The organism is Kitasatospora sp. NPDC091207 (assembly GCF_044768625.1).
Classification (GTDB): Bacteria; Actinomycetota; Actinomycetes; order Streptomycetales; family Streptomycetaceae; genus Kitasatospora.
On the sequence record NZ_JBIVVS010000009.1, the window covers coordinates 88381 to 114305 of the forward strand.

A 25925-nucleotide genomic window follows, 5' to 3' on the forward strand; every position below is an offset into this window, starting at 1 on the left:
GCGGCTGCGAGCCGTGGTCGCCACCGCGCCCTGTAATGAAGCCTGTTGCCTCCGGCCAGGGGAGTGGGATCGATGCACGAGATGTCGATCGCGACGGCTGTCGTCGAGCAGGTGGACGCGGCCGCCCGTGAGCACGGCGCCGTCGCGGTGGAGAAGGTGCGCCTCCAGGTCGGCGAACTCGCCGGGGTGGTGCCCTCCGCACTGGACTTCTGCTTCGAACTGGCCTGCGCCGGAACGCTGGTGGAGGGTGCGGTGCTGGAGACCGAGGCGGTGCCGGCGCGAGCGCGGTGCACCCCGTGCGGTGTCGAGTGGGCCGTCGGCATGCCGCCCGACCTGGGGTGCCCGCGCTGCGCCGGCGCCCGGGTCGAGCTGCTCGCGGGCCGGGAGTTGCAGATCCTCGGCGTCCAGTGGGCCGAGCGCCCCGCGGGCGCCCTGGCCGACCAGGAAGGCTGAACCCGATGTGTCGCACGGTGGAACTCCGGCAGGCGGTCCTCGCCCGCAACGACGACGGCGCCCGCGAGCTGCGCGCCGAACTCGCCGCGCGCGGAACCGTGGTGGTGAACCTGCTGTCCAGCCCCGGCAGCGGGAAGACGGCGCTGCTGGAGGCCGAACTGGGGCTCGCCCGGACCCGCGGGGTGCCGGTGGCGGCGCTCACCGCGGACCTCGCGACCGAGAACGACGCGGTCCGGCTGGCCCGTTCGGGCGCGCCGGTGAAGCAGGTGCTCACCGACGGGCTGTGCCATCTGGAGACGGCGATGCTCCGGGAGCACCTGGCGGGCTGGCTGCCGGCGGACACCAGGCTGCTCTTCGTCGAGAACGTCGGCAACCTGGTCTGCCCGGCCTCGTACGACCTCGGCGAGTCGCTGCGAGTGGTGCTCGCCTCCGTCACCGAGGGCGAGGACAAGCCGCTCAAGTACCCGACGGCCTTCGGGCTGGCCAATCTGGTGCTGGTGACGAAGACCGACCTCGCGGTGGCGGCGGAGTTCGACGAGGCCGCGTTCCTGGCGAACGTGGCCCGGGTCAACCCGGGTGTGGAGGTGCTGTTCACCTCCGTCCGGACCGGGCAGGGGGCGGGGGTGCTGCTGGACCGGGCGCTCGGGGTGCTGGACGGGGCGCCGGCCCACCGGCCGGTCATGGCGGGCTCGCCGGGGGCGGGGCACGCGCACACGCACGGGGTCGACGGGCACACGCACGGGCCCGACGGGCACGGGGACGGGCACACGCACGGGCCCGACGGCGCGCACGCGCATCCGCACGCCGCGGTGGCGGAACGGTCGTGACGGGCGGTCGGCCGACGGCCGGGTCGCAGCGCCGCCGGGTCGCCGTCCGCGGACTCGTCCAGGGTGTCGGGTTCCGGCCGTTCGTCTTCACGCTCGCCACCGAACTCGGTCTGGCCGGCACCGTCACCAACACCGGGGACGGCGTGCTGGCCGAGGTCGAGGGGCGGCCGGAGGCGGTGGACGCGTTCTGCCGCCGGATCGCGACCGACGCGCCGCCGCTGGCCCGGGTCGCCTCGGTGGACCACCAGGCGCTGGCCCTCACCGGCGTGCCCGGGTTCGCCATCACGCCGTCCCGGGCCGACGGCCCGCGCCGGACGCTGATCCCGCCCGACACCGCCACCTGCGCGGACTGCCTCGCCGAACTCGACGACCCCGGCGACCGGCGCCACCGGCACCCGTTCATCAGCTGCACCAACTGCGGCCCCCGCCACACCATCGTGACCGGTCTGCCGTACGACCGGGCGAACACCACCATGGCCGGCTTCCCGATGTGCCCGGACTGCGAGCGGGAGTACACCGACCCGGCCGACCGGCGGTTCCACGCCCAGCCGGTCTGCTGCCACGCGTGCGGACCCAGGCTCGCCCTGGTCGTGCCGGGGCTGGCGACGCTCGACGGTGAGGCGGCGCTCGCCGAGGCCCGGCGGCTGCTCGCCGGCGGAGCGATCCTCGCGGTCAAGGGCATCGGCGGCTACCACCTGGTGTGCGACGCGCTGAACGAGGAGAGCGTGGCCCGGTTGCGCCGGCGCAAACGCCGCGGCGCCAAGCCCTTCGCCCTGATGGCGCGGGACCTCGGCGAGCTCGCCCCGCTGGTCGACCCGGGCCGGGTCGAGGAGGAGTTGCTCACCGGGCCCGTCCGGCCGATCGTCCTGCTGCGCCGCCGAGGACCGCTGCCGCCGGCGCTGGAGGCGGTGGCGCCCCGCAGCCCCGACCTCGGGGTGATGCTGCCCTACTCCCCGCTGCACCACCTGCTGATCGCCGCGCCCGGCCCCGGACTGCTGGTGATGACCAGCGCCAACCTCTCCGGTGAGCCGGTCGTGACCGAGGACCGGGACGCGCTGGCCCGGCTCGCGCCGCTGGTCGACGCCTGGCTGACGCACGACCGGCCCATCCACGTACCGTGCGAGGACTCGGTGGTGCGGGTGGTGGACGGCGAGCAGCTGCCGATCCGCCGCTCCCGGGGCCACGCGCCGCTGCCGCTGCCGCTCCCGGTGCCGGTCCGGCCCGTGCTGGCCGTCGGCGGTGACCTCAAGAACACCTTCGCGCTGGCCGAGGACGGCTACGCCTGGCTCTCCGGCCACATCGGGGACATGGACGACCTCGCCACCCTCGAAGCCTTCGACCGCGCGGTCGGGCACCTGGGCGCCGTCACCGGGGTCCGGCCGGACCTGCTGGCCGTGGACCGCCACCCCGGTTACCGGTCCGCCCGGCACGCCCGGGGCACCGCCGGCCGGCGGGAGGTGCGGGCGGTGCAGCACCATCACGCGCACGTCGCCTCGGTGATGGCCGAACACGGCCTCGACGGCGGCCGGCCCGTCCTCGGCGTCGCGTTCGACGGCACCGGGTTCGGTGACGACGGCGCCGTGTGGGGCGGAGAGGTGCTGCTGGCCGACTACGACGGCTACCGCCGCCTCGCCCACCTCGCGTACGTCCCGCTGCCGGGCGGGGACGCGGCGGTGGCGCGCCCGTACCGGATGGCGCTCGCCCACCTGCGCGCGGCAGGGCTCCCGTGGGCGCCCGAACTGCCACCCGTACTGGCCTGTCCGGAGGACGAACGGCGGGTTCTGGAGAGGCAGTTGGATCGATCACTGAACTGCCTGCCGACCTCCAGCATGGGGCGGCTGTTCGACGCGGTGTCCGCCCTCGCCGGGGTCTGCCAGCGGGCCGAGTACGAGGCCCAGGCGGCGATCGAGCTGGAGGGCGCGGCGCTGGCGCACGGCCCGGCCGAGGGGTACGCGTTCGAGCTGCGGCCGGTGGACGGGACGCTGGTGGCCGACCCGGCGCCGGTGCTGGCCGCCGTGCTGGCCGACCTGGCCGCCGGTGCCCCGGCCGGCCGGATCGCGGCACGCTTCCACGACGCGGTGGCGGGGCTGGTCCGCCGGGTCTGCGGAGCGGCCAGGGCGGAGCACGGCATCGCGACGGTCGCGCTGACCGGCGGGGTCTTCGCCAACGCGGTGCTGTCCTCGGCCTGCGCGGACGGCCTGCGGGCCGACGGTTTCACCGTGCTGCGGCACCGCAGGGTGCCGCCCAACGACGGAGGACTGGCGCTCGGGCAGCTGATGGTGGCCGCCCGGGCCGCCGGCCCGGCCGCCACCTGAGAGGAGAGAGCCCGAATGTGTCTGGCGGTGCCCGGAAGAGTGGTGGAGATCGCGGAACGCGACGGTGCCAGGATGGCGGTCGTGGACTTCGGCGGAGTCGTCAAGGACGTGTGCCTGGAGTACCTGCCCGACCTGAAGGTGGGTGAGTACGCCATCGTGCACGTCGGGTTCGCGCTGCAACGCCTGGACGAGGAGTCGGCCCGGCGGACGCTGGAGCTGTTCGCCGAGATCGGCCTGCTGCAGGAGGAGTTCGGCGATCCGTGGGAAGCGGCGGCGGCGGCCGTGCGGGAGGAGCAGCGGTGAAGTACCTGGAGGATTTCCAGAACCCGGAGTTGGCGGCCGGCCTGCTCGCCGACATCAGGGCGACGGTCACCCGGCCGTGGGCGCTGATGGAGGTGTGCGGTGGGCAGACGCACACCATCATTCGCCAAGGGATTGACCAACTGCTCCCGGATGAGGTCGAGTTGATCCACGGGCCGGGCTGCCCGGTCTGTGTGACCCCGCTGGAGGTGATCGACCGCGCGCTGGCGATCGCCGCCCGGCCCGAGGTGATCTTCTGCTCGTTCGGCGACATGCTGCGGGTGCCGGGCACGGACCGCGACCTCTTCCGGGTCCGCGGCGAGGGCGGTGACGTCCGGGTGGTGTACTCACCGCTCGACGCGTTGCGGATCGCGCGGGAGAACCCGCACCGTGAGGTGGTCTTCTTCGGCATCGGCTTCGAGACCACCGCCCCGCCGAACGCGATGGCCGTCCACCAGGCCCGGAAGCAGGGCCTGCGCAACTTCAGCATGCTCGTCTCGCACGTGCGGGTGCCCCCGGCCATCGAGGCGATCATGAACTCGCCGGACTGCCGGGTCCAGGGCTTCCTGGCCGCCGGGCACGTGTGCAGCGTGATGGGCACCGGTGAGTACCCGGCGCTGGCCGAGCGCCATCGGGTGCCGATCGTGGTCACCGGGTTCGAGCCGCTCGACATCCTGGAGGGGATCCGGCGCACCGTACGGCAGTTGGAGCGCGGCGAGCACACCGTGGAGAACGCGTACGCGCGGGCCGTCCGCCCGGAGGGCAACCCGGCGGCCCGGGCCATGCTGGAGGACGTCTTCGAGGTGACCGACCGGGCGTGGCGCGGCATCGGCGTGATCCCGCAGAGCGGTTGGCGGCTCTCCTCGCGCTACCGCGACCACGACGCCGAGCACCGGTTCGACGTGACCGGGATCACCACCCGCGAGCCCGCGCAGTGCCGCAGCGGTGAGGTCCTCCAGGGCCTGCTCAAACCCGACCAGTGCGAGGCCTTCGGCACCACCTGCACCCCGCGCACCCCGCTCGGCGCCACCATGGTGTCCAGCGAGGGGGCCTGCGCCGCGTACTACCTCTACCGCCGGCTGAGCACGCCGGCCGTTCCCCGGGAGGCGAGCCCCGTTGGCTGAGGCCGAGATCCTGACCGTGCCGGCCGGTGCGCCGGCTGTCGCGCCGGCCGCGGCGCCGGACCTCTCCGGATGGAGCTGCCCGCTGCCGCTGCGCGACCACCCCCGGGTGGTGATGGGGCACGGGGGCGGCGGGGCCATGTCGGCCGAGCTGGTGGAGAACATCTTCGCCCCCGCGTTCGGCGGCCGGCTGCTCGCCGGGCTCGGCGACTCCGCCGTCCTGGAGCTCGGCGGGGCCAGACTGGCCTTCTCCACCGACTCCTACGTCGTGCGGCCGCTCTTCTTCCCCGGCGGCAGCATCGGTGACCTCGCCGTCAACGGGACGGTCAACGACCTCGCCATGAGCGGGGCCCGGGCGGCCTACCTGTCCTGCGGGTTCATCCTGGAGGAGGGCGTGGAGATGGCGGTGGTGGACCGGGTCGCCCGGGCGCTCGGCGCGGCCGCGCGGGTGGCCGGCGTGGAGGTCGCCACCGGTGACACCAAGGTCGTCGAGGCCGGCCACGGCGACGGCGTCTATCTCAACACCGCCGGTATCGGCCTCGTTCCGGCGGGAGTGGACATCCGGCCGCAGCGGGCCGTCCCGGGTGACGTGGTGATCGTCAGCGGCGAGATCGGCTTGCACGGCGTCGCGATCATGAGCGTGCGCGAGGGCCTGGAGTTCGGCGTGGAGATCGAGAGCGACTGCGCCGCGCTCGGCGGACTGGTCGACGCCATGCTGGCCGTCACCCCGGACCTGCACGTGCTGCGCGACCCCACCCGGGGCGGCCTGGCAGCGGCGCTCAACGAGGTCGCGGCGGCGGCCGGGGTGGGCGTGCTGATGAGCGAGCGGGCCGTTCCGGTACCGCCGCAGGTCGCCAACGCCTGTGCGGTGCTCGGCCTCGACCCGATGTACGTCGCCAACGAGGGCAAGCTGGTCGCCTTCGTGCCGCGCGAGCGGGCGGAGGCCGTGCTCGCCGCCATGCGGGCGCACCCGCTGGGTGCGGGAGCCGCCGTGATCGGCGAGTGCGTGGCCGAGCACCCCGGCATGGTGGTGGCCCGTACGGCGCTCGGCGGCACGCGGGTGGTCGACCTGCCGATGGGTGAGCAGCTGCCCCGGATCTGCTAGGTCCGGCGGTGTCCGGCCCGGCCGGGTGTGCGTCCGGCCGGGCCCGGACCGGTCCGGGCCCGGCCGACGCGGTTGCGCGGCGGTGCGATTGACGGCGGTGCGATTGACGGCGGTGCGGCTGTGCGGTCGTGCGGCCGGGAGTTGGGCCGCCGTGGGCCGCGCTCGTCAGCGCGGGCCCCACGGCGGTCCGGTCCTTCGGTCAGCAGGTCACCGGGATGTCGGTGCTGACGGGGTTGGCGAGCCAGCCGGCGGACGCGACCGAGAACGAGGCGTGCACGGTCGAGCCGCAGGGCACCGTGCCGTGCACGCCCTCGACCTGCACCGGCCGGCTCTGGAAGGTCAGCGACTGCTGGGTCGTCCCGAGGGTGAGTCCGCCGGCGACGCTGCCGGTCAGGACCACGTCGAGCTGCTTGGGCCGGGGGAGCGGGCTGCCGGGGCTCGGCGGGCCGGCCAGGCCGACGTGGCCGGTGAACTCGATGCTGCCGCCGCTCACCGTGGCGCAGACCTTGGTCGCCAGGCCGGCCTGCAGGCCGTAGTTGTCGCAGATCACCGTGGGGGCGTCGTCGGCGCCGGAGGCGGTGGCCGCACCGGCCGGAGCCGCGATGACCAGAGCCGTTCCCAGGGCGACCGCTGCGGCGGCCGTCGTCAGGATCTTGCGAGTCATGGGGAGCCTTTTCCTGTGTGAAGGGGCCTCCTGGAGTACCCAGGAGGTCGTCGCAATGTGATATTTCACTATGCTCCTTTAGCTGAGGCGTCGTCAAATTGAACGCCACAAGACAAGTTGACATGGGAATGTGGTCCTCCGGAGCCGCCTACGGCTACGGAGTGCAGGTGGGGCGGGAGTGGCGGGAGAGTGCCGGAAGCGGCGGGTGAACCGTTCGCGGAGGGTCGGCCGTTGTCACCGGTGAGGTGGCGGCCCGGCGGTGTCGCCCGGTCAGTTCGCCTGGTGTGCGGCCGCGTTGACGACGGTCGACGGATGGTGGCCGTGCGGGACGGTGCGGCGCCGCACCTGACGTCCTGGAGCCGGCCGGCCGTCGCGGCTCGTCACCGTTCCCCGCTGCCAATCGATTTCGGAGACACTCCCTTGCGCAACAGCAGGTTCACCTCGGTCCTCCTGGCCGGCACCACGACGCTGGCGGCCCTGGCCCTCGGCGCCGGCCCGGCGGCCGCCGGGCCGTCCGGCCCGGTCGCCGTCACTTCCTCCCCGGATGACCAGGAGGTCGAGGTGTTCGCCGAGGACGGCGCCATCAGCCGGGCCAAGGTCCCCGCGGCGTCCCCCTTCGTCGCCGAGCCGTCCATGGGCGCGGCCGCCGCCGGGGACGGTGCCGTCACGAAGATCGTCAACAACGGGAGTTCGGACAGCAAGCTGGACGTGGTCGTGATCGGCGACGGCTACACGGCGTCGGAGCAGGCGAAGTTCCAGAAGGACGCCGCCGCGAAGTGGAAGGACATCAGCGCCGTCGAGCCCTACGCCACGTATCGCAAGCTGTTCAACGTGTGGGCCGTGAACGCCGTCTCCGCCCAGTCGGGCGTCTCCGGCGACCCGAAGCAGAGCACCGTCCGCAAGACCGCCCTCGGCTCGCACTTCTGGTGCAACTCGATCGAGCGGTTGCTCTGCGTGGACATCAAGGCGGTCGACTCCTACGCCGCCAAGGCCCCGCAGGCCGACCTCGTGATCGTCGTCGCCAACACCGCCAAGTACGGCGGCGCCGGCTACGGCAGCACCCAGTCGCCGGTCGGGTACGACGGCATCGCCACCGTCGCGGGCGGCAACGGCGCGTCCGGCCAGATAGCGGTGCACGAGACCGGCCACTCGCTGGGCAAGCTCGCGGACGAGTACGTCGCCGAGGGCACCGAGCCGTACAAGGGCGCGGAGCCCCCGCAGCCCAACATCACCACCCTGAGCGCCGACCGGATGCGCCAGGACAAGGTCAAGTGGTACCGCTGGCTCGGCAAGACCTCGCCCGACGGCGGTACCGTCGGCGCCTACCAGGGCGCCGGTAACTACCCGTCCGGCCTCAACCGGCCGACCGACAACTCCGTGATGCGCTCCCTCGGGCGCGCGTTCAACCTCCCCGGGCGCGAGGCGATGATCGCCGGCTTCTACCGGCACGCCTCCACCCTCTCCAGCACCACGCCCGTCACCACCCGGCTGACCGCGACCGACCGTCTCGCCGTCGATCTCCCGGTCTCCGGCACCAAGCTGCGCTGGTACCTCGACGGCAAGGAGGTGACGGCCCTGCGCGACCGCAAGGCGATCGCCGTCGCCGACCTCGGCCCGGCCGGCTCCAAGCCCGCGGCCCACGAGCTGAAGGCCGTCGCCACCGACCCCACGCCGTCCGTCGTCGACCCGGCCCTGACCCCGGCGCTGACCCGCAGCCTGGTCTGGAGCGTCACCCGCTGACCCCGCGCGTGGGGGCCTCCCGTCCGTCGGGGACGGGAGGCCCCCACATGGACGAGGGAGGCCGCACCGGCCGGGGCCCGTGCGGACCCCGGCCGGTGCGGCGCTCCCGGTTCAGGAGGCGATGCCGCAGTACTGCTGCTGCTTGCCGATCGCGCGGTACATGCAGTCGGCCGTCTCGACCAGCCGCAGGACGGCCTCGCGGTTGCGACTGGTCTCGCGGCCGATCACCTCGTCGGGCGGGTAGAAACCGCTGCTGCCGTTCGGACCCGGGTACATCTCGAAGGTGTACGCGAAGATCCGCTGCGCGCCCCACAGCCAGTCGTCGATCGCGCCGTCGGTGATGTACAGGTCGCTCGACTGCTCGGGCGTGTAGCCGTTGGTCCCGGCCATCGTCGTGCCGAAGGTGGCGAAGGTGTTGTACTCGTCGGCGGTCATGCCGGTGGCCGTGTTGGCGGTGGTCCAGCCGAACGGCCAGAGCACCAGTTGGCTGTAGGTGTGGAAGTCGATGGCGGCGGTGATCTGCTGCTTTCCGCCGACCACGCGGGTGCGGACGAAGTCGGCGACCACCTTGGTCTCCTTGGCGGACTCCGGGGCGGCGCCCCGGTAGGTCTCGCTGGAGGTGGAGCCGGAGGAGCCGCCGCAGCAGCCCCACTTGTAGTCCCAGTTGCGGTTCAGGTCGGTACCGACGCTGCTGCTGCCGGCGTTCGGCTGGCGGTCCTTGCGCCAGCTGCGGTAGCGGCCGGTGGCGATGTCGTACTCGCCGCCGTCCGGGTTGACGTCGGGGATCACCCAGATCTCCCGGCTGTTGACGGCGTTCGTGATCCGGCTGTCGGCACCGTACTTGTCGCCGAACTCGTGCAGCAGGTAGAGCGCCATCTCGACGGTGAGGTGCTCGCGGGCGTGCTGGTGGGCGGTGAACAGCACCTCGGGCTCGTTCTCGTCGGTGCCGACGTTGTCGCTGATCTTGACGGCGACGATCGGCCGGCCCTCGTACGAGGTGCCGATGACGCGCTTGCTCATGATGTCGGGGTGCGCCGCCACGACGGCGTCGATGTCGGCGGTGGCCTCCGCGTAGGTGTGGTAGCCGGAGTCGGCGGACGGGAAGTCGTACACCGCCGCGCCGACGCCCTGTTCGCCGGCCTCGGCGCCGTACGCCGGGTTCGGCAGCGGGCTGGGGGACCAGCCGAGCGCGCGCAGGCGGTCGGCCTCGGCGGGGGTGGCGGTGACCACCACCGAATCGGTCCGCACGGCGTCGACGGAGGCGCCGGTGGCGGCGACGGCGGTGCGTTCGGCGACGGTGCGGGGGCCGTCGAGGACGTACTGCCGGGCTGTGTCGGCCGCCGGGGCCACCGCGGTGGTGACCGGGTGGGCGGCGACCTGGGTGGTGAGGGGCGAGGCGAGTGCGAGAGCCAGTACCGCGGCGGTGACCGCGGCGGGCTTCCCTCGGCGGGGCAGTCGCATGACTGTCCTCCTGTGGGGGATCCGTAGGGACGGAACAGGGGAGGAGCTGCGGCGCGCGCCAGCATGATGGTCCGTCAGTGTCATGCATTCGTCAAGGAGGTGGGCGGCGGCCGGTGCCTCTCGACCGTGCGGCGGCGGACGGGAGTCAGCCGGTCCGGCCCTCGTCCCGGCCGTCCCCGTGGCCGTCGGAGGCCGCTGGGTCCGGCGCCCCGCAGGCGGTGCGGAGGTGACGCAGGTAGCCGGCGGCGTCGCCGTGGCGGTGGTCCTGGGCGCCGTGACGGTACAGGTCGAGGCCGCCGTCGGGGTGCAGGCGCAGGGTGGTGGTCGCCCGGCGCACCGGTGCCGGTCCGGTGGCGGTACTCCGGGTCGCGGCGGCGTCTGCGGCCCGGCGGTGCGCGGTGCGGGAGCGGGGCCGAGCGCCGTGGGAGCAGACCCCCCGGGGTGCTGCCCGGGGCGGCTCTGAGCTGCGACGACGGGGGCTTCCGGAGGGCATGCGGCGGTGGGTAGGTTGGTGGCCACCGACCGAGGAGTTGCGCCGTGCCCGCCCGCCCCAGCGTTCTGTTCGTGACCGATCTCGCCTACCAGGCTCGCGGCCGGCGGTACTGCGACGAGGACATCCGGCTGTCCGCCCGGCTCCGGGCCGACTTCGACATCGCCCTGAGTCACCCGTTGGACGCGGCCGCGCTGATGGACGGCTTCGACGCGGTGGTGGTCCGCAACAGTGGCCCCGTCCTGCACTACCAGGAGCGGTACGAGGCGTTCCGGGCCGAGGCCGCGGCGCGCGGTACCCGGGTCTACAACCCGCTCTCCGGCCGCGGCGACATGGCCGGCAAGCAGTACCTGCTGGACCTGACCTCGGCCGGGTTCCCGGTGATCCCCACCGTCGACCGGGCCGAGGACCTCGGGCGCCTGCCCGCGTCCGCCCGGTACGCCGTCAAGCCGAAGGCGGGCGCGGACTCCATCGGCCTGACCTTCGTGACGCCGGACGGGCTGTCCGGCCTCGCGTACGGCGACATCCTCGTCCAGCCGCGCATCGACTTCCGCTACGAGGTGTCGTTCTACTTCGTCGACGACGCGTTCCAGTACGCCCTCCACGCCCCCGATCCCGACCGGCGCTGGGTCCTGGAGCCGTACCGGCCCACGGAGGCGGACCTCGGCTTCGCCCGGCGGTTCATCGACTGGAACACCCTGGACCACGGCATCCAGCGGGTGGACGCCTGCCGGACCCCGGAGGGGGACCTCCTCCTGGTCGAGCTGGAGGACCTCAACCCGTACCTGTCCCTGGACCGCGTCGCCGAGCCGGCCCGGGAGGCCTTCGCGACGGCCCTGACGGCCTCGCTGCACCGGTTCCTGGACACCCCGCGCCGGGGCTGAGGCGGGACCCGCGCGGCCCCGGGCCGCGCGGGTCGGTCACCGTCCGGTCAGCGGCGGACCAGCCGCACGTCGGAGACTTCGAGCAGGCCGTCCAGCTCGACCTTGCCGACGGTCTGGCCCGGGTTCACCACGAGGCCGTCCCGGCGCACGATGTCGAGCAGCCGTTCGGCCAGCGGCATCACCATGTGCCGCCCCCAGCAGCGTTCGTTGACATGGCCGAACGGGAGGTAGCCGGGGTGGTCGTCGGGGTCGAGGCCGGCCCAGCGCTCCGGGCGGAAGGTGTCCGGGTCGTCCCAGAGGTTCGGGTCGCGGTGGCTCAGCAGCGGCAGCAGCAGGAGGTCGTCCTTCGCGCCGATGCGGTCGTCCACGGCGGAGAACTCGGGGGAGGCCATCCGCAGGATGTTCCAGGACGGCGGCAGCAGCCGGAGCGCCTCCAGCAGGATGTCCCGGTTCGACTCGCCGTCCTCGAACGGCGCCCCCAGCCAGAGCGCATTGGTGACGAGGGCGGACACGGTGAAACAGATCGGTGCGGCCACCCGCCGGTAGAGATACATGGCATAACGGCGGTCGTCGTAGCTCTCGGCATCCAGGACGCGGGCCGCCAGATTGGACAGCGGTACTTCCGTGCCGGGCTTTCCGAGCATGGCCGTCCCGGCCGCTACGGCCGCCCAGGTCAATTTCGGCGTGAGTTCCAGCCGACGGTCCACGAGGACGCGGAATCGGAAACTCTCGCGGCCGAATACGAGATCCCGGAGGTAGACGTGGGCGACGTGCGGCCATTTCCCGGAGAGGTCGACCTCGTCGCCCAGGGGTTTCTTCAGCGCGACCCGGACATCGGCGGAGACGGCCTGCATGAGCGCGGACGCGTCCGTCCGGGTGACGGACCTGCCCTGGACGGGCTTGAAGGTGGGGCGCTCGGAATCGTTGGCGGGCCGGCTGCGGAGCAGGCTGTCCATCAGGTCGGCGCCGGCGATCCCGACGGTGTCGGACTCCAGGCGGAAGAGGTCCGCGCTGCGGTACCGGCGGAAAAGTTCCTCGATCCGCGGGGCGAAGACGGTGGTCCGGGCGCTCCTGCCGGTGCTGGACATGGGCATCGGTGAACTCCAAGAGTGGAAAAGGCCCGTGCCCGGTGAGACAGGCTCACCGGGCACGGGACCGGTAGGCGAACTACCCGATTAGATCCAGCCGTACCAGGCGTAGGCCTTCAGGCTCTTCTCCGGCATGACCTTCTTCACGAAATGCACGAGCTTCATGACAGTACCTCCGTCTGAGAGTGAACCGGACGAATTGCTTGATGAACTCGACGGGTTGCGGTTCTTCGGCAGAATCCGGGGATCCGCTTCTCGTCGCCCCGAAGTGAAGCCCGGGGGCGAAAAGAGCGTCAAGTGACGCAGCTCACTCCCCGGCCGGCGGTCCGGCAGGTTTCGCGGCCGACCGCGGCCGAATTGCCCACGGAACGCGCGCAATGGTCCGGCTTGGACGGATCGTGCGCATCGGGGCGGTTGTAAGGGCCGGGGCGGCCGGGCGTCCGCGCTGGTCGGGGCCGTGCGGCGAGTGGCGGCCGGGTGAACGGACAGCGTCCGGCGTCCGGCGGCGGAGGGTCGCGAGGGGGGCGACTGGTGCCGACCGAACGTTAGGTCTGCCCGTTCGGGCATGTTCGCTGCCCCGGCGAACCGGAGCGCGGCCCTCCGCGTGACGGCGTACCGTCACGCCGGTGTCACCAACTGTCGCCGCCCGGCGGGTCGCAGGCGGCCGGCCGGGCGGCTCCGGCGCGCGCCAGAGGTGACCGGCCGTCAATTCCTGTCGTGTTCAGGTAGATATGATCTTGGTCCGCGCGGGACCCGCCGTGCGAGGGATCAACGAATCAGGGGACTCTGTCGATGGTGAAGATCAGGCTCGCGCGTTCGGGGGCGGTGGCCGCGGCCGCCGCGCTGCTGTTGGCCGGCGTCGGAGCGGGCACCGCCGTTGCCGCGCCGGTGCCGGCCGCCCCGCCCGTCCCGGACACGGCCGGGGTGCGGGCCGCCCTGCGGAACACCCTGAACGCGGGGGCGCCCGGCGCCTTCGCCGTGATCAGGGACCACGGCAACGGTGAGCTCACCTGGTCGCTGACCATGGGCAAGGCCGACCTCGACGGCAGCCCGATGAAGGCCGACCGGCAGTTCCGGGTGGGCAGCAACAGCAAGATGTTCGCCTCGGTGCTGGTGATGCGCCTCGCCGAGCAGGGGCGCATCGACCTGGACCGGCCGCTGCGCGAGTACCTGCCGCAGGGCACCCTGCCCGAGGGCTGGACGATGACCGGCCGTCAGGTGATGCAGCACCGCGCGGGCATCTACGACCACACCAACGACCTGCTGGAACAGGCCGGCGAGGAGACCACGAGCGCCTTCGAGGCGCGTATCCGCAACACCGTCTACACGCCCCAGGACCTGGTCGCCCGCTCGGTCGAGCACGGCGTGCAGTACACCCCGGGGACGAAGTACGCGTACTCGAACACGGACTACGTGCTGATGGGGCTCGCGGTCGAGCACCTCACCGGGCGCGCCTACGGCGATCTGCTGCGCGAGGAGATCATCGAGCCGCTGAAGCTGCGTCAGACCTCGTTCGTCGTGCCCGAGAAGGCCATCGCGGGGCCGCACATCACCGGCTACCTGACCAACGACGACCGCACCAAGCCGCTGCTGGACTCCACCGAGCAGACCGCCTCCTGGCTGTGGAGCGCGGGCGGGGTCATCTCCTCGGCCGGCGACATGGACCGCTTCCTCACCGCGCTGCTGGCCGGCAGTGCCGGGGGCCTCGTCTCGGACGACTCGCTGCGGCAGATGACCAGCGTGCTCCCCACCCCCACGGCGAAGATCAGCTACGGCCTCGGTGTCCGGCAGATCGCGCTCACCTGCGGGAACGTCTTCGGCCACGGAGGCATCGTCCAGGGCTTCCAGACCCAGAGCTTCGTCACCCCCGACGGCGGCCGCAGCGTCGTGGTCTTCGCCAACGCCTCCAACAACGGGGCTGTCACGACGGGCCTGATGGGCGTGCTGGAGCCGGCCTTCTGCGGCAAGCAGCCGGCCGCCGCGGCACCCAGGTCCGCGCTGACCTCGCCCGCCGCCGGTGCGCCGCGTGACGCGGCCGGTGCCGGCGACACCACCGTTCCGGTGGTGGAGGACACCCGGATCTGACCGGTGGGCGGCGGCGGGCCGGGGCACGCCGCGGTCCGCCGCCGCGTCCGTCCGCTACTGGTCCCGTCCGGTGTCCCGGTCCGCTGCCGTCGCGGTCCGCCCCGGTCCGGCGGGCGGGCGCTCAGGCCCAGGGCAGCGCGGCGCGCGTGCGCCAGTACGCCTCGGCGGGTTCGGCCAGTGGCGCGAGCGCGGCCAGGTCCGCCGGAGCGGGGCCGATCCCGGCCGCGGTGAGGTTGGAGGCCAACTGCTCCAGGGTGGCCGCGCCGGAGAGCACCACGTCGGCCCAGGGCTGGGCGGCGGCCGCGGCCAGGGCGAGCGCGTCGCAGGAGGTGCCGGTGCGGCCGGCCAGCGCGCGCAGCGCGGCGGTGTCGGGGCCGGTGGCGTTGCGGTCGGCGAGCCGACCGTTGGCCATGCCCTCCTTGACCACCACCAGCCAACCCGCCGCGTGCGCCTCGGCCAGGGCCGGTCCGGCGGAGGGCTCCAGCAGGTTCCAGGTGGACTGGACGGCGGCGAACAGCGGCCGGCCCTCCGCCGTCACCTCCAGCGCGGCCCGGACGGTGGCGGCCTGGGCCGGCCCGCTGGTGGACAGGCCGATCCGGACGCCTTCGGAGGCCAGCCGCGCCAGGCGCGCGTGCAGCGCCGGGTCGGTGAGCGCCGGGCTGTCGGGGGTGACCGAGTGCACCAGGTACACCTGCGGCCACCTACCCAGCAGCGTCCGGGTCTCCTGGATCTGACGGTCGAACACCGCCGTCGAGTGCTCCTTGACCTCGTGCACCGGCACCCCGGTGGCGCGCCAGTCGGCGGTGTAGGTGTAGCCCCACTTGCTGCCGACGACCAGGTCGGCCGCGGCCTCCGGGCGGGCGGCGAGCCACGCGCCGACGAACTCCTCGGCGCGGCCGTAGGAGCGGGCGGTGTCGAAGTAGCGCACCCCGGCCGCGTAGGCGGCGTCGAGCAGGGTGTGCGTCCGCTCCCGCAGCGCCGCGACACCGCGTCCGGCCGGCAGGTCGAGGTCGCGGCCGAGCGTGATGTAGCCGGGCCGTCCGACGGCGGCGGTGCCCAGACCGAACCGCGCGAGCGACGGTCCGGCGGCTGGTCCGGTGGCGGGTGCGGTCGGCATGGCGAGGGTCCCTTCGGCGGCACGGGTGCGGTGGCGGTGGTTCGCCCTCCCGCCTCCGACCCTATCCGCCGCCGTCGGACCACCCGCCCCTGACCCGGCCCGGTCCGTGACCTGGCCCGATCCGGTCCGTGACCTGGCCCGACCCGCCCGGATGCCGACGGCCTCGCCCCGGTACGGGCGCGTCGGCCGGGGCCGGTCAGCCGTACCAGGAGGCCTCGGTCGGCCGGGCCCGGCGAGGCACGTCGCGCGGGGGCATGGGCAGCCGGGTGTCGCCGTCGACCAGCGTGGCGCTCGGCAGGCCCCGGACCGCGCCGGGCAGCTCCACCTCGACGGTGATCGTGCGCGGCGGGTCGGTGGGCAGCGTCGTGGACAGCGAGCGCCGCTCGGCGTGGTGGCCGTGGACCGGTTCGACGACGACCTCCTTGCCGTCGACGAGGAGCTCCACCTCCCGTGTCCCGGCCAGGCGGACGCCGACGGTGACCGAGCAGCGGGCGTACTCGCGGTGGAAGTGGTACTCGCGGCTCATGGGACCGCCTCCCTGTCTCGGCGGACGTGGCCGCCTCGCCTCCGTCGTGGCACCGGCACGGGTGAGGGCGGGCCCAGGGTGCCGCACCCGGCCCGGCGCCCGGGCCGGGCACCGTCGGTCAGGAACCGAGCAGGCGGGCCTTCTGCGCGGCGAACTCGGCCTCGGTGAGCACGCCCTGGTTCTTGAGTTCGCCGAGCTGCTTGAGCTGGTCCAGCTTGGCGGTCATGTCGTCGGGCTGGGCGGCCGGCGCCGGAGCCGGCGGGGGCGCGTAGGCGGGCTGGGCCGGAGCCTGCGCCGGCTCCTGCTGGGCCCAGCGGCCGGCCTGCCGTCGGGAGACCCGGTTGGAGACCGCGGTCGCGGTCCCGGCGACGACGGCGGTACGGGCGACGCCGCGAAGAAGTCCTGGCATGGTGCACCTTCCTGGCTCTCGGGGTGGGCCGATTCCCGGGGTGGGTCTCCCGGGCGTCCGACGGGATCAGCCCCCGTCGTTGCCCTCGGCCGCTTCGAGGGAGGCGAGGACGGCCTGGACGGGGATCCGGCCGTCGGCGACCAGGCGCGCTCCGCTGCGCCGGAGGGCGGCGGCGAAGGGGCCGGCCCAGGCGTTCTCGTAGACCAGGATGCCGGCGGAGCTGCCTGCTTCGAGGACGGCGCCGGCCTGGGCGAGGTCGTCCTCGTCGAGCAGGCCGGAGGAGACGCCCTCGAAGACGGCGAGGTCGAGTTGGCCGTCACCGGTGAGGTCGGCGAGTTCGATACCGGTGACCGATCCGTCCGTCTCCTTGCGGACGAAGACCAGGTCGAGGATGCGGATGATGCCCCGGTCGACGAGGTCGACCAGCAGCGGCAGCCCCTCGCCGGTCATCCGGCTGCCGGGGAACTCGACGACGATGTAGTCGATCGGTCCGGTCTCGTTCAGCTCGTCGCTCACGTCGGTTCCTCTCCGGTCGGTCGGGTGGAGGCTGCCGGCCGACGCCGTGGCGGTGCCCGCCCGGGAGGGCGGCACGGACACGGGGCCGCTCCCGTCACCGGGTGGCTCCCGCTCCTGCCATTCCAACAGGGCCCGTACCACCGCGCATCTCGGCCGGGTACGGCGCCGGCGGGCGGTCAGGGCCACCGGGTGGTCAGGCGCCGGCGGGCGGTCCGGTGCCGGACACGCTGCCCGGGCCGGCGGGGGGACGGGAGGCAACGTCGGGGCCGGGGCCCGGGCCGGTGTCGAGCAGTTCCCGGATCAGGAAGGCGAGCAGGACGACCAGGGTGATCCACAGGACCACCGCCGTGGTCGGGTAGTTCCAGGTGGCCAGGACGACCGCCGCCACCGCGAGGATCAGCGCGCCGATCCATTTCTTGAAGCGGTGGACGAACGGCCCCACCGGGCCGAGCCGCAGCCCGATGCCGAACAGCACGTCGCGCAGGGTGTCCACCATGCGGCGGCAGGCGCTGCGGATCGCGACGGCGGCCTTCGAGGGGCCGATCACGAGCGCGCCCAGGGCGGTGACGACGGCCACCGCGAAGACCACGCGGACGCTCGCGCGCATGAACCGGATCAGGGTGTCGTAGATCGCGCCCGCCGCGGCCTGGTTCGCCCCCGGCGGCAGATGGTCGAGGTAGAAGGCACGGAAGACGGTCAGGACGATCCCCAGCAGCAGCATGGCGAGCGCCACGCCGGTGGCCGCGCCGACCAGGGCCCGGCGCCGGTTCGCCGCGAGGAACACGCCGCAGGCGGCCACCACCACGGTCACCAGCGGGAGCCAGGAGCCCATGATGTCCAGCAGCCGGAAGTACGTCTTGATCTTGCCGATGTCCTCGGACTGGAAGACCACGAAGTCGGTGTGGACCTCCGGGATCTTGGCGGCGACCCCGAGGCCGGCGTTCACCAGCTCGGTCTTGACCCGGTCCACGATCGGCGCGATGTCGATGCCGACCTGGTTGTTGGTCAGCGTCACCGCACCGCCCCCCTTGCCGGTGAGGGCCTTGTCGAGGGAGGTGTGGATCACCCGGTTGGCATCGACCCAGATCGTCTCGAAGGCGCTGCTGGTCACGACCCGGTCGACGGTGGAGTGCACCAGGTTGGTGAGGCCGCTGGTGATCGGCGCGCTCAGGCCCCCGAGCAGGTTCGCGAGCTGGGGTGGCACGCCCTGTTCGGCAGCCGCGTCGGAGAGCTGCTTGACCAGTGCCTTCACGTCGATCTGGTCCAGGACGACCTGGGTGACCCGATTGGTGACGGCGTCCTGGACCGCGGGTTCGGTGGCCAGCGGCGCGACGGTGGCCACGTAGCGGTCGGTGTTGCCCACGATGTCGCTCGTCCAGACGGCGAGGACGGAGAGCAGGGACAGCAAGGACGCGATGACGATGACCACCACGGACCCGGAGGTTCGCAGCCGGTGGTGTTCCCGGTGCTTGGGCGGGGTGGCGGCCTCCAGCGCGGCGAGCCGGGCCTTCAGCTGCTCGACCTCGTCCGCCGGTTCCGGCGCGGGCCGCGGGGTGGGGGGTTGCGGCGGAGCGACCGGCGGCGGGGTCGGGGGCTCCGCCGAGGGCGCCGGTGGCGGGGTGGAGGGCTGGGTGGCCGGTGGCGGGGTGGAGGGCTGGGTGGCCGGTGGCGGGGTGGGGTGCGGGGGCCGGTCGCCCGGCGGCTCGGCTCCGCCCGCCGCGGTGGGATCCGCTCCGGAATCCGTCGGGGCCATCGCCACTCTCCCTGGGTCGGACGCTTGCCCCGCCGGGGAGCGCACGTGGTTGTAGCTCCTCTCCAGCAGAGCCGCGCCCGCCCCGGCCCACCAGCGGGAACGGCCGTACGGGTGGTGGCCGCCGGCCGGGCGCCGGTCGGTCGCCGGTCCGCGGGGGAGCGGCCGGCGGGGTGCGGCCCGGCCGGGGGGATCCGGCACGGGGCGCGCGTCCGGCACGGGTGTGGAACGCTGGAATGTGGAGCCGCGGCCGGGCCTGGACCCATGGGCCCGCGGGCTCCCCGAGAGTTCGGAGGCCCCCATGGCCGGCAACCTCAACACGCCATCGCCCGCAGCCGCAGGCCCGCCACCGTCCGCGGGCGTCGGCACGGGCTCCGGCTCCTCGGGGCACTTCCTGAGATCCGGGTGGATCGTGCTGGCGGCGGTTCTGATGATCTTCGGCGGGACGATGGCGATCTTCGAGGGGATCGCGGCCATCGCCAAGGACGACATCTTCGTCAGGACCAACGACTACGTGTTCCGCTACAGCCTGACCGGCTGGGGCTGGATCCACCTGATTCTCGGCATCGTCATCGTGCTGGCCGGGATCATGGTGTTCACCGGAGCGGTCTGGGCACGCGCGGTCGGCGTCGTCCTCGCGGGGTTGTCCCTGATCGCCAACTTCCTGTGGCTGCCGTACTACCCGTTCTGGGCGATCGTCCTGATCGCCGTGAACATCTTCATCATCTGGGCCCTGTGTGCGGGGACGCTGCGCGGGAGGGACGTGGTCTGACGCGCGGCACGCCGCCGTGACCGGCGCGGGGGCGCCGGTCACGGGCCAACCGGCTGACTTCGTGGTGTGTCGGGTGGGCCTGCCCGCCGGTCGCGGGGACGATGCCCGCCATGGCACCCACAGCAGGTACGTCCGGCAGGTCCGCCGTCGCCGGGTCCGTCCTTCCGACCCTCGCGGCCGGGCAGTTCCTGATGGCGCTCGACAGCTCCGTCATGAACGTCTCGATCGCGACGGTGGCCGAGGACGTGGGGACGACGGTCGCCGGGATCCAGGGCGCGATCACCGCGTACACCCTGGTGATGGCGATGTTGATGATCCCGGGCGGCAAGGTCGGGGTACTCATCGGCCGTCGGCGGGCGTTCATGATCGGCTGCGTCATCTACGGCTGCGGATCACTGACGACGGCGCTCGCACCCGATCTGACCGTGCTCCTGATCGGCTGGTCGTTCCTGGAGGGGGTCGGGGCGGCGCTCATCCTCCCGTCGATCGTGGCGCTGGTGGCCGGGAACTTCACCGTCGAGCGCAGACCGGCCGCCTACGGGTTCGTCGCCGCGGCGGGCGCCGTGGCGATCGCGCTGGGGCCGCTCATCGGCGGCATCGCGACGACGTACTTCTCCTGGCGCTGGGTGTTCGCCGGCGAGGTCGTCATCGTGCTCGTCATCCTGGTGTTCGCCCGCCGGCTCGCCGACGCCCCGGCCGGCGACCGGGCCCGGATCGACCTGGTCGGCGCGGTGCTCTCCGCCCTCGGGCTCGGGGCCTTCGTCTACGGGGTGCTGCGCTCCAGCGCCTGGGGGTGGTTCCTGCCCAAGCCCGGCGCGCCCGCCTGGCTCGGCATCTCGCTCACGGTGTGGCTGCTGCTGGCCGGGCTGCTGCTGATCCTGCTCTTCCTCCGCTGGGAGGCCCGCGTGCTGGCGCGCGGCGGTGAGCCGCTGGTCGATCCGGCGCTGCTCCGCAACCGCCGGCTGACCGGTGGCCTGACGATGTTCTTCTTCCAGTACTTCGTCCAGATGGGCATCTTCTTCGTCGTGCCGCTCTACCTGTCCGTCGCCCTCGGCCTGTCCGCCCTCCGGACCGGTGCCCGGCTGCTGCCGCTCTCGCTGGCCCTGCTGGCCGCCGCGATCCTGATCCCGCGCCTGTTCCCGGACGTCTCACCGCGCCGGGTGGTGCGGCTCGGGACGCTCGGCCTGCTCGCGGGCGCCGTCGCCCTGCTGGCCGCGCTCGACGCGGACGCGGGGGCGGAGATCGTCACCCTGCCGCTGTTGTTGATCGGGCTCGGGATGGGCGCGCTGGCGTCGCAGCTCGGAGCGGTCACGGTGTCCGCCGTCCCGGACGAGCAGAGCGCGGAGGTCGGCGGCATCCAGAACGCCGTCACCAATCTCGGCTCCTCGATCGGCACCGCACTCGCCGGCGCGATCATGATCGCCACGCTGACCAGCTCCTTCCTGGGCGCCGTCGAGCAGAGCCCGGCCGTTCCGGACGAACTCGCCGGCCAGGCCGTCGTCCAGCTGGAGAGCGGCGCGCCCTTCCTGTCGGACGTCCAGCTCCGGACGGCGCTGGAGGAGGCCGGCGCGAGCCCGGAGGTCACCCGGGCGGCCCTCGACGCGAACGCCGCCGCGCGGCTCGACGGCCTGCGGGCGGCCCTGGCGATCCTCGCGCTGACGGCCCTCGTGGCGTTGTTCTTCACCCAGCGGATTCCGGCCACCCAGCCCGGTGGCGTCGAGGCGGCGGCCGTGTAGGGGTGCGCGCCGTCTGTGTCCACCCGTGCCGGATGCCCCGTGCCTGCGCTGTGGCCGCGCCCGTGCCTGCGCTGCGGCCGCCCCGATCTGGATGTGTCACATGTGAAATGGTAATTTCGTCCGTGAATCGGACCGCGGTGATCGGAGACATGTGATGGAGCAGCAGAGTGGGGCGCGGGGAACCGGGAGCCACGATCGCGCCATGTCGGCCGCGTTGACGGAGAACCTCCAGCAGGGCTGGGCGGACACCGGGACGACGCGGCCGCTCCTTCCCGGCGCGGCCTTCGCCGCCAAGCGTCGCGCGGCGCTCTCCGCACGGTTCCCCGGCGAGCGGATCGTCGTCCCCTCGGGCGGGTTCAAGGTCCGCAGCAACGACTTCGACTACACCTTCCGACCGCACTCCGCGTTCGTCCACCTCACCGCGGAGCAGGGGACGCAGGCCGTCCCGGACAGCGTCCTCGTCTTCGAGCCCACCGGCAGCGGGCACGAGGTCACCCTGTTCACCCGGCCGCGTTCGCCGCGCGACGGCGGGCCGAACAGCGCCGAGTTCTACAGCAGCCGCCAGCACGGCGAGTTCTGGGTCGGGCGGCGGCGGACGCTGTCGGAGACCTCCGACGCCATCGGCGTCCAGGCCGCCGCCCGGGACGACCTGGAGCGGGCACTGGCCGGACACATCCCGACCCGGGTGGTGCGCGGCGAGGACGCGCTCGTCGACGCGCTGGTCCGGCCGGCCCGCGAGGCCGAGGCCGAGCTGCTCACCTTCCTGGCGGAGTCGCGGCTGATCAAGGACGAGTGGGAGGTCGAGCAGCTGCGTGCGGCCGTCGGGTCCACGGTGGCCGGGTTCCACGACGTGGTCGGCGAGCTGCGCCACGCCACGGGCCTCGCGCGGGGCGAACGATGGATCGAGGGCACCTTCAACCGGCGGGCCCGGCTCGACGGTTACGGCCTGGGCTTCGAGACCATCGCGGCGGCCGGCGCGCACGCCTGCGTCCTGCACTGGATGCACAACGACGGCCCGGTGCGCGACGGCGACCTCCTGCTGCTGGACGCCGGCGTCGAGGCCGACTCCTTCTACACCGGCGACGTCACCCGGACGCTGCCGGTCGGCGGACGCTACACCGATGTCCAGCGCCGGGTGTACGACCTGGTCTTCGCCGCCCAGTCGGCGGGGATCGCCGCACTGCGGCCCGGTGCCCGCTACGGCGTCTTCCACGACGCGGCGATGAGCGTGATCGCGGAGGGCCTCGACGCCTGGGGGCTGGCGCCCGACGGCGGGCAGTCCCTGGCGGAGTCCGGCCTGTACCGCCGGTTCACGCTCTGCGGCTCCGGGCACATGCTGGGCCTGGACTGCCACGACTGCGCCGCCGCCCGGAGCCAGACGTACCTGGACGGCACCCTGGAGGTCGGCCACGTCCTGACCGTCGAGCCCGGCCTGTACTTCCAGCCCGACGATCTGACGATCCCCGAGGAGTTGCGCGGGATCGGCGTGCGGATCGAGGACGACTTCCTCATCACGGCCGACGGCGCGCAGTGGCTGTCGTCGGGCCTGCCGCGCGAGGCGGACGAGGTCGAGGCCTGGATGGCGTCACTGCGGTGACCCCGCGGGGGCCGGCCGGGCCGGCCCCCTGGTCCGGCCGCGCCGGGCCGGGCTCAGGCCGGCCCGGCGCCGCCGCCGTGCGCGGGCGCGATCTCCTCCAGGACGTGCGCGGGCGTGGCGAAGGCCCCGGACTCGCGCGGGTAGTGGACCACCAGCTCGGTGAACCCCAGCTCCGCGCAGCGCCCCGCGACCTCCTCGAAGGCCGCCGCCGACCGCATCGTCGGCAGCGGTGAGAACCCGGTCAGCAGCGTGCGGCCCAGCGACTTCGGGTCACGGCCCTCCGCCTCGCACGCCGCGTCCAGGCTCTCCAGCCGGTGCGCGAGCAGGGCCCAGGTCGAGGCCTCCGTCAGTTCGGCGTCCCTCGGCGCGTCCGCGTCGTCGGTGACGGCCCAGGACGCGCCGTACCGGGCCACGGTCCGCATGCCGAGCGGGCCGCTCGCCGCCAGCACGAACGGCACCCGGGGCCGCTGGACGCAGCCGGGCTCCAGCCGGGCGTCGATCGCGTCGAAGTGCCGGCCGTGGAACGTGGTCCGCGGCCGGCCCTCGGGCGCCCCGGTTAGCAACTGGTCCAGCAGCTCCACCGACTCGCGGAACCGGCCGCCGCGCTCCTTCAGCGACCAGCCCCGGCCGGGCTCGCCCTGTCCCAGCACGATGCCGTCGGCGTCGGGCGCGCCGGCGCCGTAGCCGAGCACGAACCGGCCCCCGCTGATGGTGTCCAGCGTCATGACGTCCTGCGCGAGCGGCACCGGGTGGCGGAAGTTGGACGACGAGACCAGCGTGCCGAGCCTGATCCGTGAGGTGGTCGCGGCGGCCGCCGCCAGCGTGGGGACGGCGCCGTACCAGGCGCCGTCAGGGAGTCCGCCCCAGCTGATGTGGTCGTAGGAGTAGGCGGTGTGGAAGCCCAGCTCCTCGGCGCGGCGCCACATCGGGGCCGCCTCGGGGAACGGCCGGTCGGGCAGGATGCAGACACTGATGCGCACAGCGGACTCCGGATCGTCGGTGGGTTCGCCGGCTCCGCCGGCGTGGGGTGGCATCCTGTCAGAGCCCCGTCGCCGTAGCCGCGGCCTCGGGGGCAGCGCGCCGCGGTACGGTCCGGTCAGTGCCTCACCGGCACGGAGCACGAGCGGTGCTTCCACGCCGCGGAGATCCGAACGGGTTCAGGATCCCGCGCGGGCGAAGCGGCAACCCCGGCGGGCGATGCCGGTGCACGTCACCAGGGCACTACGCCGGCGTCGTCGAAGAACTGCCCGGTGGGGCCGTCGTCGGGCAGGGTCGCGAGTTTGACGGCGATCGCCGCGCCCTGTGCAGGGGTGCGCACGCCGCGGAAGCCGTTGAGGTCGGTCGCGACGTAGCCGGGGCAGCCGACGTTGATCAGGATGTTCGTGCCGCTCAGCTCCCGGGCGTACTGGAGGGTGACGGCGTTCAGGAACGTCTTCGACGGCGCGTACGCCACGGACACCGGACCTGCCGTCTGCTCGGCAGCGGGCCCTGACTGCCGGGCGAGGGAGCCGACGCTGCTGGACATGTTCACGATCCGTGGTGAGGCGGAGCGGTGCAGCAGCGGCAGCATCGCGTTGGTGACGCGAACGACGCCGATCACGTTGGTCTCCACGACCGTCCGGATGGTGGCGGGATCGACCCGGGTGGGTTCCTGGGGCATGGCGCCGGTGACGGCGGCGTTGTTGACGAGCACGTCGAGGCGTCCGGCCTGTTCCTCGATCAGCCGTGCGGCGGCGGTCGCGCTCGCGTCGTCGGTCACGTCCAGGGGTACGCCGAACGCGTCGACACCGGCCGCGCGCAGTCTGTCCACCGCGGCCCTGCGGCGCTGATCGTCGCGGGCGCCGACGCCCACGCTCCAGCCGAGGGCGCCCAGGCCTGCGGCGATCTCGTAGCCGATTCCCTTGTTCGCGCCGGTGACCAGCGCAATCGTTCGTTCGCTCATGGGGACCATGCTGCTCTCGGACCCCGGCGGGGGTCCAAGACCGATTGGGTGGGCATCGATACCTTCCAGGTATTGATCCGGAGTACCGTGGCCGGATGGAGACCAGGGAACTGCGCTACTTCGTCGCTGTCGCCGAAGAGTTGCACTTCGGGCGCGCCGCGCAGCGGCTCGGGATCGCACAGCCGCCTCTGTCACGGGCGATCCAGCAGCTCGAACGCCGACTCGGGGCAGCGCTGCTGGATCGGACCAGCCGCACCGTCACGCTGACCGGAGCCGGCTCGGTGCTGCTGGCCGAGGGCCGGGCGGCCCTCGACGCGGTCGAAGCGGCCGAGCGCCGGACCCGCCGCGCCGCCCTTGCCTCGACCGGCCGTCCCGGCCTGGTCCTGGTCACGAAGGCCAGCGCGTCCCGCGAACTGCTGGCGAGACTGCTGGACGCGTACGCCGCCGAACCCGGCGCCGTCCCCGTCGACGTCATCCTGTGCGGCCCGGCCGAGCAGGAACGACTCCTGCGCGAGGGCCGGGCCGACGTGGCGCTGCTGCACCGGCCGTTCGACTCGACGGCCGGGTTCCACACCGAAGAACTCGGCACGGAGGGCCAGGTCGTGGTCCTGCCGGCCGGGCATCCGCTCACCGGCCGGGCCCATGTGCGCATGGCCGACATCACCGGGCTGCCCGGCCTGCCCCTGCCACGCTGGCCCGACCCCGACGGCACCTACCCGCCCGGCCCCGGCCCGCAGGTCCGCGACCACGCGCAGCTGTTGCAGCTCGTCGCGCTCGGCCCTGCCTGCGCGGTCTCGCCGGAGTCGTGCCGAGCTCACCTGCACGGTGACCTCGCGGCCGTGCCCGTGCTGGACGCGCCGAACGTCACCACCGTGATCGCCTGGCCGCCGCACAGTCGGTCCAGAGCCGTCGCCGACCTCGTCCGGACTGCGACCCGACTCCGGTAGCCCCCATGCGCCTGGCCGGGCGTGTCCCGGCTCAAAGCCGCCGGCTGTAGTCGATGGGGCGTATCGCCAACGATCGCTGA

25 protein-coding genes are annotated in these 25925 nt (G+C 73.5%); 13 read left to right on the forward strand and 12 right to left on the reverse strand.

Going from position 1 to position 25925, the window contains the following annotated elements:
- Positions 1-72 precede the first annotated feature (72 nt).
- The 6 genes from hypA to hypE are packed head-to-tail and all read left to right on the forward strand — an operon-like array spanning position 73 to position 6121.
- Complete coding sequence (hypA, locus tag ACIQTO_RS17425) at positions 73-453, forward strand: hydrogenase maturation nickel metallochaperone HypA (protein WP_380582234.1); 381 nt, start codon at positions 73-75, stop codon at positions 451-453.
- A gap of 5 nt (positions 454-458) precedes the next feature.
- On the forward strand, positions 459-1280 hold the full coding sequence (gene hypB / locus ACIQTO_RS17430) for a hydrogenase nickel incorporation protein HypB (RefSeq protein WP_402388465.1): 822 nt from the start codon (positions 459-461) through the stop codon (positions 1278-1280).
- A complete protein-coding gene (hypF, locus tag ACIQTO_RS17435; protein ID WP_402388466.1) occupies positions 1277-3595 on the forward strand; it encodes a carbamoyltransferase HypF in 2319 nt (772 codons plus the stop codon). Before hypB ends, hypF begins: the two co-directional genes overlap by 4 nt.
- A gap of 15 nt (positions 3596-3610) precedes the next feature.
- Positions 3611-3898, forward strand: a complete 288-nt coding sequence (locus ACIQTO_RS17440) for a HypC/HybG/HupF family hydrogenase formation chaperone (protein WP_402388467.1) — start codon at positions 3611-3613, stop codon at positions 3896-3898.
- Complete coding sequence (gene hypD / locus ACIQTO_RS17445) at positions 3895-5019, forward strand: hydrogenase formation protein HypD (RefSeq protein ID WP_402388468.1); 1125 nt, start codon at positions 3895-3897, stop codon at positions 5017-5019. The genes ACIQTO_RS17440 and hypD overlap by 4 nt, the downstream gene beginning before the upstream one ends.
- A gap of 16 nt (positions 5020-5035) precedes the next feature.
- Positions 5036-6121, forward strand: a complete 1086-nt coding sequence (gene hypE, locus ACIQTO_RS17450; RefSeq protein WP_402388632.1) for a hydrogenase expression/formation protein HypE — start codon at positions 5036-5038, stop codon at positions 6119-6121.
- A gap of 199 nt (positions 6122-6320) precedes the next feature.
- On the opposite strand, the gene ACIQTO_RS17455 is transcribed toward hypE, so the two are convergent.
- Positions 6321-6785 (reverse strand): hypothetical protein, encoded by a 465-nt coding sequence (locus ACIQTO_RS17455; RefSeq protein WP_402388469.1) that lies wholly within the window; start codon positions 6783-6785, stop codon positions 6321-6323.
- 420 nt (positions 6786-7205) lie between these two features.
- Here ACIQTO_RS17455 and ACIQTO_RS17460 point away from each other — a divergent pair, with 420 nt between their 5' ends.
- Positions 7206-8525 (forward strand): M64 family metallopeptidase, encoded by a 1320-nt coding sequence (locus tag ACIQTO_RS17460; RefSeq protein WP_402388470.1) that lies wholly within the window; start codon positions 7206-7208, stop codon positions 8523-8525.
- A gap of 111 nt (positions 8526-8636) precedes the next feature.
- On the opposite strand, the gene ACIQTO_RS17465 is transcribed toward ACIQTO_RS17460, so the two are convergent.
- Positions 8637-9986: a M14 family metallopeptidase gene (locus tag ACIQTO_RS17465; RefSeq protein WP_402388471.1), complete on the reverse strand. Its 1350-nt coding sequence runs from the start codon at positions 9984-9986 to the stop codon at positions 8637-8639.
- A gap of 145 nt (positions 9987-10131) precedes the next feature.
- The gene (locus ACIQTO_RS17470) at positions 10132-10323 is read right to left on the reverse strand and encodes a hypothetical protein (RefSeq protein WP_402388472.1); all 192 of its coding nucleotides are present in this window, start codon (positions 10321-10323) and stop codon (positions 10132-10134) included.
- Between the two features lie 200 nt (positions 10324-10523).
- Between ACIQTO_RS17470 and ACIQTO_RS17475 the strand changes: the two genes are divergently transcribed.
- Positions 10524-11360: a hypothetical protein gene (locus ACIQTO_RS17475; protein WP_402388473.1), complete on the forward strand. Its 837-nt coding sequence runs from the start codon at positions 10524-10526 to the stop codon at positions 11358-11360.
- A 47-nt stretch (positions 11361-11407) separates the two neighbouring features.
- On the opposite strand, the gene ACIQTO_RS17480 is transcribed toward ACIQTO_RS17475, so the two are convergent.
- Both ACIQTO_RS17480 and ACIQTO_RS17485 read right to left on the reverse strand, forming a co-directional pair.
- A complete protein-coding gene (locus ACIQTO_RS17480; protein WP_402388474.1) occupies positions 11408-12454 on the reverse strand; it encodes a cytochrome P450 in 1047 nt (348 codons plus the stop codon).
- 81 nt (positions 12455-12535) lie between these two features.
- The gene (locus tag ACIQTO_RS17485) at positions 12536-13015 is read right to left on the reverse strand and encodes a tryptorubin family RiPP precursor (protein WP_402388475.1); all 480 of its coding nucleotides are present in this window, start codon (positions 13013-13015) and stop codon (positions 12536-12538) included.
- Positions 13016-13240: 225 nt separating this feature from the next.
- Here ACIQTO_RS17485 and ACIQTO_RS17490 point away from each other — a divergent pair, with 225 nt between their 5' ends.
- The gene (locus ACIQTO_RS17490) at positions 13241-14533 is read left to right on the forward strand and encodes a serine hydrolase domain-containing protein (RefSeq protein ID WP_402388476.1); all 1293 of its coding nucleotides are present in this window, start codon (positions 13241-13243) and stop codon (positions 14531-14533) included.
- Between the two features lie 121 nt (positions 14534-14654).
- Here ACIQTO_RS17490 and ACIQTO_RS17495 read toward each other — a convergent pair whose 3' ends face one another.
- The 5 genes from ACIQTO_RS17495 to ACIQTO_RS17515 all read right to left on the reverse strand — a co-directional run bounded on the left by ACIQTO_RS17495 (position 14655) and on the right by ACIQTO_RS17515 (position 18854).
- Positions 14655-15650, reverse strand: a complete 996-nt coding sequence (locus tag ACIQTO_RS17495; protein WP_402388477.1) for an aldo/keto reductase — start codon at positions 15648-15650, stop codon at positions 14655-14657.
- Positions 15651-15846: 196 nt separating this feature from the next.
- A complete protein-coding gene (locus ACIQTO_RS17500) occupies positions 15847-16176 on the reverse strand; it encodes a hypothetical protein (RefSeq protein WP_402388478.1) in 330 nt (109 codons plus the stop codon).
- 118 nt (positions 16177-16294) lie between these two features.
- Positions 16295-16585 (reverse strand): SHOCT domain-containing protein, encoded by a 291-nt coding sequence (locus ACIQTO_RS17505; RefSeq protein WP_402388479.1) that lies wholly within the window; start codon positions 16583-16585, stop codon positions 16295-16297.
- 66 nt (positions 16586-16651) lie between these two features.
- Positions 16652-17101, reverse strand: a complete 450-nt coding sequence (locus ACIQTO_RS17510) for a DUF6325 family protein (RefSeq protein WP_402388480.1) — start codon at positions 17099-17101, stop codon at positions 16652-16654.
- A 193-nt stretch (positions 17102-17294) separates the two neighbouring features.
- On the reverse strand, positions 17295-18854 hold the full coding sequence (locus tag ACIQTO_RS17515; protein ID WP_402388481.1) for a hypothetical protein: 1560 nt from the start codon (positions 18852-18854) through the stop codon (positions 17295-17297).
- A gap of 298 nt (positions 18855-19152) precedes the next feature.
- On the opposite strand from ACIQTO_RS17515, the gene ACIQTO_RS17520 reads away from it, so the two are divergent.
- From ACIQTO_RS17520 to ACIQTO_RS17530, 3 genes are all read left to right on the forward strand, one after another.
- The gene (locus ACIQTO_RS17520; RefSeq protein ID WP_402388482.1) at positions 19153-19623 is read left to right on the forward strand and encodes a hypothetical protein; all 471 of its coding nucleotides are present in this window, start codon (positions 19153-19155) and stop codon (positions 19621-19623) included.
- Between the two features lie 110 nt (positions 19624-19733).
- A complete protein-coding gene (locus ACIQTO_RS17525) occupies positions 19734-21359 on the forward strand; it encodes an MFS transporter (protein WP_402388483.1) in 1626 nt (541 codons plus the stop codon).
- A 154-nt stretch (positions 21360-21513) separates the two neighbouring features.
- Positions 21514-22956, forward strand: a complete 1443-nt coding sequence (locus ACIQTO_RS17530) for an aminopeptidase P family protein (protein WP_402388484.1) — start codon at positions 21514-21516, stop codon at positions 22954-22956.
- A gap of 53 nt (positions 22957-23009) precedes the next feature.
- Here ACIQTO_RS17530 and ACIQTO_RS17535 read toward each other — a convergent pair whose 3' ends face one another.
- Both ACIQTO_RS17535 and ACIQTO_RS17540 read right to left on the reverse strand, forming a co-directional pair.
- The gene (locus tag ACIQTO_RS17535; RefSeq protein WP_402388485.1) at positions 23010-23936 is read right to left on the reverse strand and encodes an LLM class flavin-dependent oxidoreductase; all 927 of its coding nucleotides are present in this window, start codon (positions 23934-23936) and stop codon (positions 23010-23012) included.
- A gap of 230 nt (positions 23937-24166) precedes the next feature.
- Positions 24167-24898, reverse strand: coding sequence for an SDR family NAD(P)-dependent oxidoreductase (locus tag ACIQTO_RS17540; protein WP_402388486.1), 732 nt, complete (start codon positions 24896-24898; stop codon positions 24167-24169).
- Between the two features lie 95 nt (positions 24899-24993).
- Here ACIQTO_RS17540 and ACIQTO_RS17545 point away from each other — a divergent pair, with 95 nt between their 5' ends.
- Positions 24994-25845: a LysR family transcriptional regulator gene (locus ACIQTO_RS17545; RefSeq protein WP_402388487.1), complete on the forward strand. Its 852-nt coding sequence runs from the start codon at positions 24994-24996 to the stop codon at positions 25843-25845.
- The last annotated feature ends 80 nt before the right edge of the window (positions 25846-25925 follow it).